This is a genomic window from Streptomyces sp. NPDC006687 (assembly GCF_040636215.1).
In the GTDB taxonomy this organism is placed as follows: domain Bacteria; phylum Actinomycetota; class Actinomycetes; order Streptomycetales; family Streptomycetaceae; genus Streptomyces.
Genome location: NZ_JBEYJJ010000008.1, coordinates 100010 through 113412 on the forward strand (window position 1 = coordinate 100010; position 13403 = coordinate 113412).

Below are 13403 nucleotides of genomic sequence, written 5' to 3' on the forward strand. Positions count from 1 at the left end.
GCCGTCAGGCGTTCGCGCCCCGCCGGCCGGCGCCCCGGCGGTTCCGCTTCGAAATGCTGTGTGAGTGGGCGGGTGCTGGCGGGGCGGGTGGTGTGCCGGGAGGATCACAGGCATGGCACTGAAATGGCAGGGGTGGGTGGTCGGCCTCATGGGCCTGGCCGGCCTCCTGGTGTTCGCCCCCTTGGGCCTGTACGTCTGGGCCAGCAGCCCTTCCCGTCCGGCCGCCGCGGCCGCCGCGCCCCCGCGGGTGCGGGTCACCGACTGCCGCATCGACCCGGCGAGCAAACGGGTCCTGGCGGCGGTGGAGGCCGGCGGCGGGGAGGGCTCGTACCTGGTCACGGTCGAGTTCCGCGACCGCCGGCCCGCGCCGGAGGGCGGGGGCGCGGACGGCGCCCGCACCGCTCAGTCCCTGGTCCTCCTGCCGGGCCTCGCCCCGGCCGCCCCGCCCGCCCGGACGGAGGCCGTGGGCCCGGTGTGGGACCCCGCGACGGCGCCGTGGTGCGGGGTCGCGGGGGTGGAGCGGGAGGGCGGCCCCCAGGGCTGAGGCCCTCCGCGCCGTCAGTGGCCCCAGGTGACGTCCGTGCGCCCCGCCTGGTGGCCCGTGACGGACTGGTCGAGCGGAATGGTCACGCCCGTCTCGGACCCGGAGGCGGAGACGCGGTGCGCCTGCGAGGGCTCCCCGGCGGTGACGGAATGCGCCGCGCCCAGAGCGCCGACGGCGATGACGGCCGCGGCCACGGTCTTGGCGATGCGAGTGGCGAGCATGGACATCGGTTTCCCCCTGAGCACAATCGCTTCAGCTGTGTTCCCGGGCAGCAGCCCGGCTTTCGGTCCCGGCCGGTTCCCCCGGCCGATGCCCCTACTCTGCTGACGCTTCAGAACGGGTGGAAGGGGTTCGCGGTGGACGGATCCTGCATCTGCATATCCCGTCCATCGGAGTCCAGCAGTCCGTCCCAGAACTGCGGGACCAGGGCCGCGCCGAAGGACACCACATCCACCTCTCCGAGCGAGGGGTGCGCGAGGAGCGCCCGGTGGCAGACGGCCGACGCGGTCCGCTCGGCGAGGGCGAGCGAGGACGCGGTCAGGTAGAAGCCCAGCACCGGACCGTCCGCCGCGTCCCCGTGCGCGCTGACGTGTTCCAGGCCCTCGCCCTCCAGCGCGCAACCGAGGAACAGCTGCGCCGCGTCCTCGGGAAGGGGAGTGTGATCCGGGGCCCGGAGCCGGGCGTGCACGAGATACATACGGCCATCCTGTGCGCGGCCGGCCCTCGCGGTACAGACCGGGACGGGGGACTGTTTATGCCACAACAGGAAACGACCAGGCACGCTTCAAGCGTTCGTATAGTTCCCCTCAGGCGCACGTGCACGGACACCTGGGGGCATCACCATGCTGGAACTGCTGGGACTCGACGCGGAAGCGGAACGCGTCTACCGGGCACTCCTCGCCCATCCCGACGACGGGGTGAGCGCCCTCTCCCAGCGGCTCGCGCTTCCCGAGGGCGACTTGCGCGCCTGCCTCGACCGGCTCAGCCGCCTCGCACTGGTCCAGCCCTCCTCCCGGGAAGGCATCGGGTTCCGTCCGCTGGACCCCGAGGACGCCATGGAACTGCTGCTCGCCCGCCAGCAGGCCGAACTGGCCGCCCACCAGCAGAAGGTGGAGGCGTCGCGGGCCGCCGCCGCGCAGCTCATCGCCGAATGCTCCTCCTTGCGCCGGCGCGGCGCCACCGCCGGCGTCGAGAGCCTGCGGGGGCCCGAGGAGATACGTGACCGGCTGGCCCGGCTGGCCGCCAACACCCGCCACGAGATCATGACCTTCGCGCCCGGCGGCGCCCACACCGCCGCCGACCTCGAAGCCAGCCGCGGCCCCAACGCCGCGCTCCTGGACCGGGGCATCACCATGCGCACCGTCTACCTCGACAGCGTCCGCAACCACCAGCCCACCCTGGACCACGTGGACTGGCTGCACCGCCACGGCGGCCAGGTGCGCACGGCCCCCACCCTGCCGGTACGGATGATCGTCTCGGACCGCCGCGAGGCCGTCCTCCCCCTCGACACCGACGACGCCCAGACCGGCGCGGTCGTCCTGAGCTACGAGGGCCCCATCGCCGCGCTCTGCGCCCTGTTCGAGAGCGTCTGGCAGAGCGCCAACCCCTTGGGCACCGCCGTGGAACGCAACATGGACGGGCTGACCCGCCAGCACCGCGAGTCCCTCCACATGCTCCTCCAGGGGCTCACGGACGAGGCCATCGCCAAGCGCCTCGGCGTCTCCCCGCGCACCGCCCGCCGCATCGCCGCCGAACTCATGGAGGCGCTGGAGGCCCGCAGCCGCTTCCAGGCCGGCGCGCACGCCGTCCAGAACGGCTGGCTGCCCGCCACGCGCGTCTGAGCCCGCCCCCGGCCGCTTCCGGCCCCCTTCACGAAGCCGCGTCCCCTCCCGGGGCGCGGCTTTCGTCGTCCTCCGTCCCTTTCCGTCCAGGTGGCGGTGGACGGGATATGCCATTGCAGAATCCGTCCACCGGAAAGTCCTTCCAGTGGCCTTGGAGAACCGGCACAGTAGAGGCATCGGCAGGGAAGACCGGCCGAAAAGGCGGAACTCGGGCCCCGGAAAGGGGATCTGAAAAAGCCTTCGCTCCACCCGACGCCACATCCGGAAATGGAGGTGAACGAAATGATCGACATCCAGGACATCGAGGTCATGGCCGAGGCGCTGACCTGCGGCAGCTACAACAAGGGCTGAACGCGGGCAGGTTGAAGCCTGCGGCGGACAACAGCCGGCGCATCGCGACCGTGCGAGGAGGTGAACGCAAATGATCGACATCCAGGACATCGAGGTCATGGCCGAGGCTCTGACCTGCGGCAGCTACAACAAGGGCTGAGCAATTGTGTGGGCGCGCTCCGGAGACGGAGCGCGCCCCCGCCGTACCCGCACCCGGAAACCGGGGGGAGAGGAAAAGAAATGCAGACGACGGTCCAGCCGGTCCGTGACGACCTGCTCCGCGTGGGCGGGGCGTTCACTCCGGGATTTCTCGACCCGGACCCGTCCCGGAGGCTCTCGCTCATGGGCGAGAACCCCTTCCTGGAATTCGGGTTCAACGAATGGCGGAAATGGGAGGGCCTCGACGAGGTGCCGGCGGTCCCGGAATTCTCCCTCCACCTCGGGCGTACGGCGATCTGCGAAGGCCCGCGGGAACAGGCCCGCTACATCGATTACGTGATGGAGCAGTCGGCCACCCGCCGCAACAAGCCGACCTCCATCGGAGTCCACGTCACCGGCGACCGGGCCCTGGGCGGCGGATCCTTCGGACTCCACTCCTACTTCACCGGCACCAAGGAGGAAGAGGCGCGCGCCGTCCGCTTCCTCAGCGACCTCCACCGGACCTCGGGCCTGCCCGTCTGGGTGGAGAACGCCAACTGCTACTCCGCCTCCGCCCGGGGCATCCTGGACGCCTGGCAGGCGGTCACGCGCATCTGCGAGAACACCGGCTCCGGCCTCATCGTCGACCTGGCCCACCTCTACATCGACGCCGTCAACTGCGGTGTCCCCGTCGAGGTACTGCTCGGTGCCGTCCCCTGGTCGCAGGTGGTCGAACTGCACCTGTCGGGCGTCCGCACCGGACGGGACGGGACCCTTCACGACGGGCACTCCGAAGCCGTCCACGAAGGTGTGTGGTCGCTGCTGGACACCGTGCTGGACCAGCGGCTGATCACGGAGACCGAGCCCGTCACCGTGATCGTCGAGCACGCGGACCTCACCTGGACGGACCGCGCCGACCTGTACTACGCCGATTTCGCCCGGGCCGAATCGGTCCTGGAGCGGCACCGGCGGCGCATCGCGGGAGCCGCGGAGGGCGAGCCGCACGACTACGGCGTCCCCTACTGCCGCGCCTACCTGCGCCAGCTCTGCAACGGCTGGATCCCCGGCCTCGCCCAGGCCACCGAACAGCGCGGCCTGTCCTACGCCGACCTGTTCGACCAGTGGGTGGAGGACGTCCGCGCCCGCGGCAAGCGCATCGTCCTCAACCTCGACGAGATCCCGCCGGCCGAACGCCCCGGCGCGGTCAGCGCCCCGCAGGACCTGCTGGCCTACGCCAAGGAGAAGCTGCGCTGATGCTGATCGGTGTCAACGTGACCTCGCCCGACACCCTCGACCTGGCCTGCGCCCTGCGCGACTCCGGCCACATCGACTTCGTCGAGGTCCTGATCGACGGTTTCGCCCACCTGGATCCGAAGGAGTTCCGCCGCACGGTCGGCGACCTTCCGGTCGGCTGCCACATCATGCTCTCCCGGTTCCTCGACCCGGACCGGGCGCGCCTGGACCACTACCTGGACCTGGTCAACCGGTGGCAGGCGGACTGCGGCCTGCTCTACGTCAGCGACCACATCGCCCACTTCTCCCACAACGGCCAGCCGCTGCCGCTGGCCCAGGAGGTGGACTACGCCTCCTGGCAGCCGGTGATCGACTCCGTGCGCGCCTGGCAGGAGGAGCTCGGCACCGTCCTGGCCGTGGAGAACTTCCCCTCGCAGACTTCCTCCCGCATCCCCCAGGCCCGCGCCTACGCCGAACTCACCGAAGCCACCGGGTGCGAGGTCCTCATGGACGTCTCCAACGCGATGGTGGCCCAGCTCAACACCGGGCAGCCCGCCGCGGCCTGGGCCGACGTGCCGGGGGTGGGCCGGCGGTTCCACCTGGCCGGCTACGGCCCCTCGCCGGCGGCCCCCTCGCTCATCGTCGACAGCCACGACGCCCCCGTCAGCGACGAGACCCTCGCCCTGGTGGAGCTGTTCGCCGGCCGCGCCGCACCGGACGCCACGCTCGTCGTCGAACGCGACGCCAACCACGACCTGGACGAATGGAGAACGGACCTTGACCGTACGCGCGCCGCAGTCGTCGCGGCTCGACGCCTGCATCAGCCCCACCGCACGTGACTCCCTCGCCCCGGGCTCCCGTGACCGGCTGATCGCCACGGAATCGCTCCGCATCCGCTGGCACCAGCTCTTCGACCGCATCCCGCTGCTGGCCGCCCGCCTGCCGGAGACGAGCGAGCTCTACGAGGGCTTCCTGGAGTGGGCGGTGGCCGCCGGCCGGAGGCTGGACTGGCGGATGCACCTGCACTTCCTCGAGTACCTCGAAGGTCCCGGCGGTGGGGGCGCGGCCCTGCGGACGCAGGACCACATCGAACTGCTCGCCGCCTCGGCCGCACGCTGGTTCGCCTCACCGGAGCACCGGCAGCGGGGCCTCGCCCTCACCACCGGGACCACCGCCCCCAAGGTCGTCGTCGCGCTCAAGGGGCACGCGCCCCTGGAACGCGGCCGCGTGAAGCTCGCCGAGGTGCCCGCACTGGAGCCGGAGCCGGGCATCCGGTGGTCGCTCTCCCCTTCCGGCGACTTCGCCGTCCTCGACTGGAGCCCGCTGTGACGGGCGCGGCCGCCCCCCGCCCCGTCCCGTCGCTGGGCCGGCGCGTGCTCGCCCTGATGGGCCCCATGGTGGTGGCGTCCGTCATGGGCCAGGCCATCGCCCAGACCGACCTGTGGGTGATCAGCACCCTGGGCGAACAGGCCGTGGCCGCCGCCGCCGTACCGCAGCGCCTGCTCCTCCTCGACGCGATCACCGCCATGGCCATGGGCCCCGTCGTCGGACTGTCCGTGGCCGGGGCCGTGTCCGCACACGCCCGCCGGCGGGCGGTGCAGGGCGGCCTCGTCGGCGCCACGGCCGCCGGGCTGCTCATCGCGGTGGCCGGCCTGGCCGTGCTGCCGTACCTCGTGGACACCCTGGTCGCCGCACCGGGCATCCGCGGCGACGCGCGCTCGGCCCTGGTGTGGCTGCTGATCGCCGCCCCGGTACGCCTGGCCCAGTTCGTCGGTGCCATGGCGCTGTTCGCGCTCGGGCGTTCGCGTCCGCTCCTGATCCTGTACGCCGTGGCCGTCGCCGCCAACGGCGCCCTCGACTGGTTCTTCGTCCACGGGGCCGGGCTCGGATTCGCGGGAGCCTACGCCGCCACCTCCGTCATCGCCGCCCTCGAATGCGCCGTCACCGTATGGCTGCTGCGCGACCACCTCTCCCTGCCCCTCCGGCTCCGCGAGAGCGTGTGCTGGCTGCGCCAGGTGGCGCGCAGCATGGCGACGGAGTGGGGGCACATGCTCTCGGTGATCGGCTTCGAACTGCTCCTGGTCCTCGCGCTGACCCTCAGGGCCTCGTGGGGGGACCGGCTCGCCGCCTTCTCGGCCGGGGCGGTCCTCACGGCGACGCTGCACATCCCGCTCACCGCCCTGGTCAACGCGACCGGCATGGTCTGCAAGGGCGCCGCCCCCTCCGACCGGGAATGGCGGAACCTCCGCGCGGGTGTCCTGGCCGTCAGCGGGGCCGTCTGCGTCCTCGTCGCGAGCGCGGCCTGGACGGTGCTGCCGGGGTTCTACGGCCTGCACGGCTCGGCCGCCACGTGGTTCAGCTGGCTGATGGCCGCTCAGGCCGCCGCCTTCCCCTTCCGGCTGCTGGCCGCTACCGCCGAAGGCCGGCACAAGGCGGCGGACCGTTTCGGGGTGGTGCTGCGCCTGCGCCTGATCCAGGAGTTCGGCATCGCCCTGCCGGTGTTCCTCGCGGGCCTGCTGACGGACAACGCGGCCCTGGCCTGGTCGGGCATCGTGCTGGGCTGCGCGGTCAACTACCGGCTGCTGCGCGGGTCGTCGGCGGACGGCCGGGCCGGGCCGCCGGCCGGAGCCGAGGTGGCCGGAGCGCGGGCCCGCGCCCTCCCGGTCAAGGGATAGGCCGGGAGCCGGCCGCCCCCGGGGGCGCCGGCCGGTGGGGTCCGCGGAGGTGTGGCTCCCGGTCCGGGGCCTCCGCGGCGCCGGACCGGGGCCGTCTAGGGGGTCTCCCCGGCCCGCAGGGCCAGGGGACGGGCAGAGGCCGACCGGGCGGCCGCGGCGTGGGCGTCCATGCGCTGGGCGGCGAGGATGGCCACGGCGGTGTCGGCGCGGGAGGCGGCGACGAGGAGGGCGCGGGCCGCGAGGTCGTGGGCGCGCCGGTGCAGGGTGGCGGTGTCGGCGCCCTCGGGCAGGGCCGGATAGGCGATGCGGACCGGCTGGGAGCCGCGCAGGCGGGCCACCTGCTCCGCGATGCGGGCGGCGGCGCCGTCCTCCAGGCCGAGCTCGTCGGTGACGGCGAGCAGGGCCGCGAGGTGTCCGGCCAGCTGGGTGTCGAGGGCTTCGCCGCGGCTGCTCCGCGGGTACTGGGGTGCGCGAGGGCTGCCGTCCACGACGTGGACGGCCGGCTTGGAGCGGATCGGCTCGTACATGGGGATGGCCTCCTGCGGGTCAGGAGACCATCCTACCTTGGATCGGTTCTAAAGTTGAGCTGCATCCGGACTCTGGGACGGGCCGGATCAGTGCTGGCCGTAGCCGTCCAGGAAGCGGCCGATGCGGGTGACGGCGTCCGCGAGGTCCTTCGCGTTGGGCAGCGTCACGATCCGGAAGTGGTCGGGCTCGGGCCAGTTGAAGCCCGTGCCGTGCACGACCATGATCTTCTCGGCCCGCAGCAGGTCCAGGACCATCTGCCGGTCGTCCTTGATCTTGTAGACGGACGGGTCCAGCCGTGGGAACAGGTACAGCGCGCCCTTGGGCTTCACGCACGTGACGCCCGGGATCTGCGTCAACAGCTCGTACGCGGTGTCGCGCTGCTCCAGCAGCCGCCCGCCCGGCAGCACCAGGTCCACGATCGACTGCCGGCCGCCGAGCGCGGTGGCCACCGCGTGCTGCGAGGGCATGTTCGCGCACAGGCGCATGTTGGCCAGGATGGTCAGGCCCTCGATGTACGAGGCGGCGTGCTTCTTGGGGCCGCAGACGGCCATCCAGCCGGCCCGGTAGCCGGCCACGCGGTAGTTCTTCGACAGCCCGTTGAAGGTCAGGACCAGCAGGTCCGGGGCGATGGTGGCGGTGTTGGTGTGCGTGGCGCCGTCGTAGAGGATCCGGTCGTAGATCTCGTCGGAGCAGACGATCAGGTTGTGGCGGCGCGCGATGTCCGTGAGCCCGCGCAGCATCTCGTCGTCGTAGACGGCGCCGGTCGGGTTGTTCGGGTTGATGATCACGAGCGCCTTGGTGCGGTCGGTGATCTTGCGCTCGATGTCCGCCAGGTCGGGCATCCAGTCGGACTGCTCGTCGCACCGGTAGTGCACGGCCGTGCCGCCCGCCAGGCTGACGGACGCCGTCCACAGCGGGTAGTCGGGGGCCGGGACCAGCACCTCGTCGCCGTCGTCGAGCAGCGCCTGCATCGACATCTGGATCAGCTCGGAGACGCCGTTGCCGAGGTAGATGTCCTCGACGCCGAGCTCGATGCCCTTGGTCTGGTAGTGCTGCATGACCGCGCGCCTGGCCGACAGCAGGCCCTTCGCGTCCCCGTAGCCGTGGGCGTGGCCCAGGTTGCGGAGCATGTCCTCAAGGATCTCCGGCGGGCACTCGAAGCCGAAGGCCGCGGGGTTGCCGGTGTTGAGCTTGAGGATGCGATGACCTGCCGCTTCGAGCCGCATCGCCTCTTCGAGGACGGGTCCGCGGATCTCGTAGCAGACATTGGCGAGTTTCGTTGACTGGATCACCTGCATGACGGGAGCTTACGGGCCTCTTTGTTTGTCCGCTCGGGCATTCGGCCCGGACATCAGAGGCCGATATGTCCCCATTGGCGGGATGGGGCTGGTGAGGGCCGCGTCGCTCCTTGGAAACGGCGGCCGCCCGCCCGTTCCGGCCTGCGGATCGGGTGGGGGACGGGATGGGGGAGTCGTCCGGTGTTGCGCTCGTCACCCCGGGCTGCCCGAGTCGACGGTTCCGTTTCCTGGACCCGGATTGACGGACGGGGCTCTTTAGGTGAGCCTTACCTTGCTTTCGCGCCTTCCCTGCTCGTTTCCCCCTTCCGGAGCACGCCCCCATGTCCTCGCCGGCCGCCAGAATCGCCCCCCGCCCCGTCCGCCTGTACGACTCCTGGTGGACGGTGGCGGCGGGTGCGCTGTGCGCGCTGGTCGTCCTGGCGGCGGGGCTGTGGTGCTCCGTCCATGTGCGGACCGACGCGGCCCTGCACTCCGCCGCGCTCTTCGCGCACCTGGCCTCCCTGGTGCTCGGCTTCGGTGCGGTGCTCTCCGCTGACTACCACGGACTGCTCTGGGCCGCCGGCCGCTGCACCCTGGAGGAGGTGCTCGCCGCGACCGCCCGGCTGCACGTGCCCATCTGGGCCGGCCTCGGCGGGCTCGTGGTCAGCGGGCTGATGCTGCACCCCGACGTCCACTCCCCGCTCACCCTCACCAAGCTCGGCCTGGTCGCCGCACTCACCGTGAACGGCCTCCAGGCGGGCCTGCTGGGCCGCCGCCTCGCCTGCGCCGGGGGCGGGACCGGCCGCGGGCTGCTGGTGTGGGGCGGCGTCACCGCGCTGGTCTCCCAGGTGTGCTGGTGGGGCGCGGTCGTCATCGGCTTCCTCAACACCAACACCTGATCCTCACCCTCACCCCGGCGCCCCGGCCCGCCCCGCGAGGTGACATCCCGCGCCCCGGCGGGCGCTCCCGGCGGGCTCCGGCGTGGCAGCATCGGCGCCATGCGCTACCGCTACGCCACCGATTCCGACGCGGCCGCCCTGGCCGGGCTGTTCGCCGCCAACCACCACGACGCCCTGACCCGAGAGCAGCGCGCCGCGCAGGGCTTCGTCCAGGGCTCCTTCGGCGCGGACACGCTGCGGGACATGGCCGCCGCCGGGGAGCTCCTGGTGGCCGACGACGGCCACGGCCGGATCGCCGGGCTGCTCGCGCTGTCGGTGGCGGCAGACATGGCCGACCCGCCGGCGGCGGTCGCCGGACTGCTGCGGGCGCAGGCGGACCTCCTCTGGCGGGGCCGCCCGCTGAGCGAGGTGGCGTGGCTGCTGTACGGGCCGGTGGTGGTCGACGCGGCGTTCCGCGGGCGCGGTGTGGCCCGCGGCCTGTTCGGGCGGGCCGTCGAGGCGGCGGCGGGCCGCGCCGAGGCCCTGGTCGCCTTCATCGAGGCGGGCAACGCCCCCTCCTGGCGGGTCCACGTGGACGCCTTCGGTATGACCCCCCTCGGCGAGTACACCGTCTCCGGCCGCACCTACCACGCGGTCGCCGCCCCGGTCTAGGCCGAGGTCCACCCCCGCGCGCGGAGCCGCTCGAACCCGTCGAGCAGCAGGTCCAGCGCGAACTCGAACTCGAACTGGTCGTCGCAGCCGCCGCCCACCACGGAACCCCCGTCGTGCGCGGCCGCCGCGGCCATCTCCGCGATGCGCGGGTAGCGCTGGGCCAGGGTCAGGGCGTGGGCCGGATCCGGGGGTGCGGAGCCGCCCGAGGTGTCGAACAGCTCCTGGCTGAAGCCCAGGACGCGGCTGCCCAGCGCGTGCATCGCGTGGTGTGCGAGGTCGGCGGAGAGCCCGCCGTCGCGCAAGACCCCGATCATCGAGTCCAGGTACTCCAGCACCGCCGGCGTCGGCCCGCTCCGCGACTCGATCACCCGGTACGCCCAGCGGTGGCGCAGCAGCACCCGCCGGGCCGACAGCACCCGCCGGCGTACCGCCTCGCGCCAGTCGGAGCCGGGCTCCGCAAGCTCGATCTCCCCGACGACGGCGTCCACCATGCCGTCGAGCAGCTGCTCCTTGTTGGCCACGTGCTTGTAGAGCGCCATCGGTACGACGTCCAGCTCCTGCGCCAGCCTGCGCATGCTCAGCGCCTCGATCCCGCCCTCGTCGGCGAGTGCGACGGCGGCCCGCAGCACCCGCTCCCGGTTCAGCCGCGTCATCCCTGGTCCTCCTCCGGGTCCGTCCGTCCACGCCTTGACGAGTGTACGGCGTACACCTATGGTCGGAACCCGAAGGTGTACGCCGTACACCTTCGCCGAGGAGGGGCCGACGCCATGAGAAGAACCGCCGTCACCGCAGGGGTGCTGTTCCTGGTGACCGAGGTCGCCGCGATCGCCGGGGCGGTCCTCTACCGCCCCCTGCTCGGCGGGGCGGGCGCCGGGGCCGACGGCCGGGCGGTCCTCGGGGCCCTGTGCGAGCTGGTCCTGGTGGCCGCCGTGGCCGGCACCGGCGTGACCCTGTTCCCCGTGGTCCGGCGCTGGGGCCAGACGGCCGCCCTCGGCTACCTCTGCGCCCGCGTCATGGAGGCGGTGCTCATCCTGCTCGGGATCGTCGCCGTACTGGCCCTGGTCACCCTGCGCCGCGAGCCGGGCGGGCCCGGGGCGGCCGCCGCCGACACGGCGCTGGTGGCCGTGCACGACTGGACGTTCCTGCTCGGCCCCAACCTCGCCCTCGGACTGAACACCGCCCTGCTCGCCGGGCTCATGTACCGCTCCCGGCTCGTGCCCCGGCCCATCGCCGTCCTCGGCCTGGCCGGCGGCCCGCTGATCTGCGCCTCGGCCGTCGCCGTGATGTCCGGGCTCTACGCCCAGCTCTCCCTGCCCGGGTCGCTCGCCGCCCTCCCGGTGTTCGCCTGGGAGGTCTCACTCGCCGTCTGGCTCGTCGCCAGGGGGTTCCGGCCGGCCGTCACCCCTCGATGATCACCAGCGGGAGCTCCCGCGGCCGGGCGGTCTCCCGGTAGTCGTCGAACAGCGGCCACAGGGCCGTCATCGCCTCCCAGTACGTCTCCCGCTCCTGCGGCGCCGCCGTCCGCGCCCAGGCCGCGAAGACGTCCGGGCCCACCTGGACGCGCACCTCGGGGTGCGCGACGAGGTTCCCGTACCAGGAGGGGTGGCGGGGCCCGCCCGTCCCGGCGGCCACCACCAGCAGCCGGCCCGCGTCCCGCCCGTAGATCAGCGGGGTGCGCACCGCCCGGCCGCGGGCCCGGTCGAGGGTGGTCAGCAGCAGGGTGGGGACCCCGTGCCACAGGTGCCCGTCCGTGCCACCGCTCGACACGTACGTCCGCACGTGCTCCCGCCGCGGTCCCGGGCGGGGATCGGCGGGGTGGTTCCAGTCGACGGCGACGGCGACGCTGTTCATCTGACCTCCGTAGGGCGTCCCCCCTGCGGCTAACGATCCTTCACCTGATCCGGATGCGGCGCACCCGCCCAGCGGGCCGCGCGCCGCGACGACAACGGGCCACGGCCCGGGGGCAACCCGGGCCGTGGCCCACAGCAGCGTCCGGCCGGATACGGCTACGGCAGGTAGCGCTCGATCACGGACAGACCCTTCTCCTCGATCAGCTTCCGCGCCTTCTCGACCCGCTCCGGAGTCGGGTCGTGGCCGGTCGCCATCACCAGGTCCTCGGGGTCGTACGGCCGCTCACCACCGGTGAAGAGCCGGTCCGACCGGGTGGGCTGCTCGTTGGTTTCACTGTCCATCGGATACCTCCTACGGTGCCCCAGGCCCCCATCCTCCGACTCCGGGCCCAAGAACGCACGTCGGCGCCCGCGGCGGCCGCCTCAGCGGACGGTGAGGGTGGCCAGAGCGCCGATGGCGACCAGCGCCCCGCAGATCGACAGGTTGACCGCCCGGTGCTCCCAGAACACCGCCACGAACTCGCGCAGGGTGGCGCTCGGCAGGAAGTAGCGGGCCGTCGGCGAGCCCACCACCTGCCCGTTCACCCCCACCTTGCGGGCCATCATCGCGGCCCGGAAGGCGTGGAAGTTGTTGGTGACCACCACGCAGCGGTAGCCCGGGACGGCCGCCCGCATGATCTCCTTCGAGAACAGCATGTTCTCCTCGGTCGTCCGCGACCGGTCCTCCAGCGCGATGTGCTCCTGGGGCACCCCCTCGGCGATCAGCCAGTCCGCCATCGCCCGCGCCTCCGCGACCTGCTCGTCCGACCCCTTGCCGCCCGAGGTCAGCAGCACCGGCGGGCGCGAGCCGCGGGCCAGCTGGGCGACGTAGATCTCCTGCCCCTTGCGCAGCCGCGAGGCCAGCAGCGGCGGTACCCGGTCCCCGCCGACCAGGCCGGAACCCAGCAGCACCACGTGGTCGACGTCCCCGCGCACCCGGATGCGGCCGTAGAGGAAGGCGTAGCCGAGGAAGCACAGGAAGAGGAAGGAGACGTAGGCCGCGACCACGGTGAGGGTCGCCGCCATCCCGTTCAGGACGGGGGAGTGGAACATCGGGACGACGATCAGCAGCGCGATCAGCCCGAAGATCCCCAGCCCCGCCAGCAGCGACAGCAGGGTGGCCGGGCTGGTGCCCTCCTTGCGGACCATCGTCATCCCGTTGGCGATCAGGAAGGCGGCGATGGCCATCGTCCCGAGCGTCGGCGCGGCGAAGGCCAGACCGATGATCGTCAGGGCGGCCCACCCCGGCAGGGCCGTCACCTGGTACAGCAGGGCCGCCGAGAACGTGAGGAGGGTCAGTCCGAACAGCACCGCGTTGCTGAAACGGCGGCGGTCCTTGAACGCGCTGACGCACAGGGCGAGGAAGAAGAGGGCGGGAAGGACGAAAGCGGCCATGCC

The 13403-nt window shown here is 72.6% G+C and carries 17 protein-coding genes; 9 read left to right on the plus strand and 8 right to left on the minus strand.

Annotated features, from left to right (window positions below; all coding sequences use genetic code 11):
• The first annotated feature begins 112 nt into the window (after positions 1 to 112).
• Entirely contained in the window at positions 113 to 544 is a 432-nt protein-coding gene (locus ABZ716_RS12640; protein WP_358811160.1) for a hypothetical protein, read from the plus strand.
• Positions 545 to 558: 14 nt separating this feature from the next.
• On the opposite strand, the gene ABZ716_RS12645 is transcribed toward ABZ716_RS12640, so the two are convergent.
• Together ABZ716_RS12645 and ABZ716_RS12650 are read right to left on the minus strand one after the other, a co-directional pair.
• Positions 559 to 765, minus strand: a complete 207-nt coding sequence (locus ABZ716_RS12645) for a hypothetical protein (RefSeq protein WP_358811159.1) — start codon at positions 763 to 765, stop codon at positions 559 to 561.
• 110 nt (positions 766 to 875) lie between these two features.
• Positions 876 to 1241, minus strand: coding sequence for a hypothetical protein (locus tag ABZ716_RS12650; protein WP_358958521.1), 366 nt, complete (start codon positions 1239 to 1241; stop codon positions 876 to 878).
• 145 nt (positions 1242 to 1386) lie between these two features.
• On the opposite strand from ABZ716_RS12650, the gene ABZ716_RS12655 reads away from it, so the two are divergent.
• From ABZ716_RS12655 to ABZ716_RS12675, 5 genes are all read left to right on the plus strand, one after another.
• On the plus strand, positions 1387 to 2385 hold the full coding sequence (locus ABZ716_RS12655) for a LuxR C-terminal-related transcriptional regulator (RefSeq protein ID WP_358811157.1): 999 nt from the start codon (positions 1387 to 1389) through the stop codon (positions 2383 to 2385).
• A 570-nt stretch (positions 2386 to 2955) separates the two neighbouring features.
• A complete protein-coding gene (locus tag ABZ716_RS12660; RefSeq protein WP_358811156.1) occupies positions 2956 to 4107 on the plus strand; it encodes a DUF692 family multinuclear iron-containing protein in 1152 nt (383 codons plus the stop codon).
• Entirely contained in the window at positions 4107 to 4925 is an 819-nt protein-coding gene (locus tag ABZ716_RS12665; protein ID WP_358958523.1) for a DUF692 family multinuclear iron-containing protein, read from the plus strand. The genes ABZ716_RS12660 and ABZ716_RS12665 overlap by 1 nt, the downstream gene beginning before the upstream one ends.
• Entirely contained in the window at positions 4864 to 5415 is a 552-nt protein-coding gene (locus ABZ716_RS12670) for a hypothetical protein (RefSeq protein WP_358958526.1), read from the plus strand. The genes ABZ716_RS12665 and ABZ716_RS12670 overlap by 62 nt, the downstream gene beginning before the upstream one ends.
• Positions 5412 to 6761: an MATE family efflux transporter gene (locus ABZ716_RS12675; RefSeq protein ID WP_358958528.1), complete on the plus strand. Its 1350-nt coding sequence runs from the start codon at positions 5412 to 5414 to the stop codon at positions 6759 to 6761. Before ABZ716_RS12670 ends, ABZ716_RS12675 begins: the two co-directional genes overlap by 4 nt.
• 95 nt (positions 6762 to 6856) lie before the next feature.
• Here ABZ716_RS12675 and ABZ716_RS12680 read toward each other — a convergent pair whose 3' ends face one another.
• Together ABZ716_RS12680 and ABZ716_RS12685 are read right to left on the minus strand one after the other, a co-directional pair.
• Complete coding sequence (locus ABZ716_RS12680) at positions 6857 to 7288, minus strand: hypothetical protein (RefSeq protein WP_358811152.1); 432 nt, start codon at positions 7286 to 7288, stop codon at positions 6857 to 6859.
• A gap of 87 nt (positions 7289 to 7375) precedes the next feature.
• Positions 7376 to 8587, minus strand: coding sequence for a pyridoxal phosphate-dependent aminotransferase (locus ABZ716_RS12685; RefSeq protein ID WP_358811151.1), 1212 nt, complete (start codon positions 8585 to 8587; stop codon positions 7376 to 7378).
• A gap of 320 nt (positions 8588 to 8907) precedes the next feature.
• On the opposite strand from ABZ716_RS12685, the gene ABZ716_RS12690 reads away from it, so the two are divergent.
• Together ABZ716_RS12690 and ABZ716_RS12695 are read left to right on the plus strand one after the other, a co-directional pair.
• On the plus strand, positions 8908 to 9465 hold the full coding sequence (locus ABZ716_RS12690; RefSeq protein WP_358958530.1) for a hypothetical protein: 558 nt from the start codon (positions 8908 to 8910) through the stop codon (positions 9463 to 9465).
• A gap of 99 nt (positions 9466 to 9564) precedes the next feature.
• Positions 9565 to 10116 (plus strand): GNAT family N-acetyltransferase, encoded by a 552-nt coding sequence (locus ABZ716_RS12695; RefSeq protein WP_358811149.1) that lies wholly within the window; start codon positions 9565 to 9567, stop codon positions 10114 to 10116.
• Here the strand turns inward: ABZ716_RS12695 and ABZ716_RS12700 are convergent.
• Positions 10113 to 10769 carry a TetR/AcrR family transcriptional regulator C-terminal domain-containing protein gene (locus tag ABZ716_RS12700; RefSeq protein WP_358958532.1) on the minus strand — a complete coding sequence of 219 codons (657 nt, stop codon included), beginning with the start codon at positions 10767 to 10769 and terminating at the stop codon, positions 10113 to 10115. The two genes, ABZ716_RS12695 and ABZ716_RS12700, sit on opposite strands and share 4 nt — an antisense overlap.
• 114 nt (positions 10770 to 10883) lie before the next feature.
• Between ABZ716_RS12700 and ABZ716_RS12705 the strand changes: the two genes are divergently transcribed.
• Positions 10884 to 11528: a DUF4386 domain-containing protein gene (locus tag ABZ716_RS12705; RefSeq protein ID WP_358958534.1), complete on the plus strand. Its 645-nt coding sequence runs from the start codon at positions 10884 to 10886 to the stop codon at positions 11526 to 11528.
• Here ABZ716_RS12705 and ABZ716_RS12710 read toward each other — a convergent pair.
• The 3 genes from ABZ716_RS12710 to ABZ716_RS12720 form a co-directional block, all read right to left on the minus strand.
• A complete protein-coding gene (locus tag ABZ716_RS12710) occupies positions 11515 to 11967 on the minus strand; it encodes a nitroreductase family deazaflavin-dependent oxidoreductase (protein WP_358958537.1) in 453 nt (150 codons plus the stop codon). The two genes, ABZ716_RS12705 and ABZ716_RS12710, sit on opposite strands and share 14 nt — an antisense overlap.
• A 155-nt stretch (positions 11968 to 12122) precedes the next feature.
• Positions 12123 to 12308, minus strand: coding sequence for a hypothetical protein (locus tag ABZ716_RS12715; RefSeq protein ID WP_351883182.1), 186 nt, complete (start codon positions 12306 to 12308; stop codon positions 12123 to 12125).
• A gap of 81 nt (positions 12309 to 12389) precedes the next feature.
• The gene (locus ABZ716_RS12720) at positions 12390 to 13400 is read right to left on the minus strand and encodes a YdcF family protein (protein ID WP_358958539.1); all 1011 of its coding nucleotides are present in this window, start codon (positions 13398 to 13400) and stop codon (positions 12390 to 12392) included.
• Positions 13401 to 13403 lie beyond the last annotated feature (3 nt).

What these genes read in the sequence shown, in the direction of transcription:
- ABZ716_RS12640 (WP_358811160.1), top strand. Translation starts at nt 113, where the DNA reads ATGGCACTGAAATGGCAGGGGTGGGTGGTCGGCCTCATGGGCCTGGCC.
- ABZ716_RS12645 (WP_358811159.1), bottom strand. Translation starts at nt 765, where the DNA reads ATGCTCGCCACTCGCATCGCCAAGACCGTGGCCGCGGCCGTCATCGCC.
- ABZ716_RS12650 (WP_358958521.1), bottom strand. Translation starts at nt 1,241, where the DNA reads ATGTATCTCGTGCACGCCCGGCTCCGGGCCCCGGATCACACTCCCCTT.
- ABZ716_RS12655 (WP_358811157.1), top strand. Translation starts at nt 1,387, where the DNA reads ATGCTGGAACTGCTGGGACTCGACGCGGAAGCGGAACGCGTCTACCGG.
- ABZ716_RS12660 (WP_358811156.1), top strand. Translation starts at nt 2,956, where the DNA reads ATGCAGACGACGGTCCAGCCGGTCCGTGACGACCTGCTCCGCGTGGGC.
- ABZ716_RS12665 (WP_358958523.1), top strand. Translation starts at nt 4,107, where the DNA reads ATGCTGATCGGTGTCAACGTGACCTCGCCCGACACCCTCGACCTGGCC.
- ABZ716_RS12680 (WP_358811152.1), bottom strand. Translation starts at nt 7,288, where the DNA reads ATGTACGAGCCGATCCGCTCCAAGCCGGCCGTCCACGTCGTGGACGGC.
- ABZ716_RS12685 (WP_358811151.1), bottom strand. Translation starts at nt 8,587, where the DNA reads ATGCAGGTGATCCAGTCAACGAAACTCGCCAATGTCTGCTACGAGATC.
- ABZ716_RS12690 (WP_358958530.1), top strand. Translation starts at nt 8,908, where the DNA reads ATGTCCTCGCCGGCCGCCAGAATCGCCCCCCGCCCCGTCCGCCTGTAC.
- ABZ716_RS12695 (WP_358811149.1), top strand. Translation starts at nt 9,565, where the DNA reads ATGCGCTACCGCTACGCCACCGATTCCGACGCGGCCGCCCTGGCCGGG.
- ABZ716_RS12700 (WP_358958532.1), bottom strand. Translation starts at nt 10,769, where the DNA reads ATGACGCGGCTGAACCGGGAGCGGGTGCTGCGGGCCGCCGTCGCACTC.
- ABZ716_RS12705 (WP_358958534.1), top strand. Translation starts at nt 10,884, where the DNA reads ATGAGAAGAACCGCCGTCACCGCAGGGGTGCTGTTCCTGGTGACCGAG.
- ABZ716_RS12710 (WP_358958537.1), bottom strand. Translation starts at nt 11,967, where the DNA reads ATGAACAGCGTCGCCGTCGCCGTCGACTGGAACCACCCCGCCGATCCC.
- ABZ716_RS12715 (WP_351883182.1), bottom strand. Translation starts at nt 12,308, where the DNA reads ATGGACAGTGAAACCAACGAGCAGCCCACCCGGTCGGACCGGCTCTTC.
- ABZ716_RS12720 (WP_358958539.1), bottom strand. Translation starts at nt 13,400, where the DNA reads ATGGCCGCTTTCGTCCTTCCCGCCCTCTTCTTCCTCGCCCTGTGCGTC.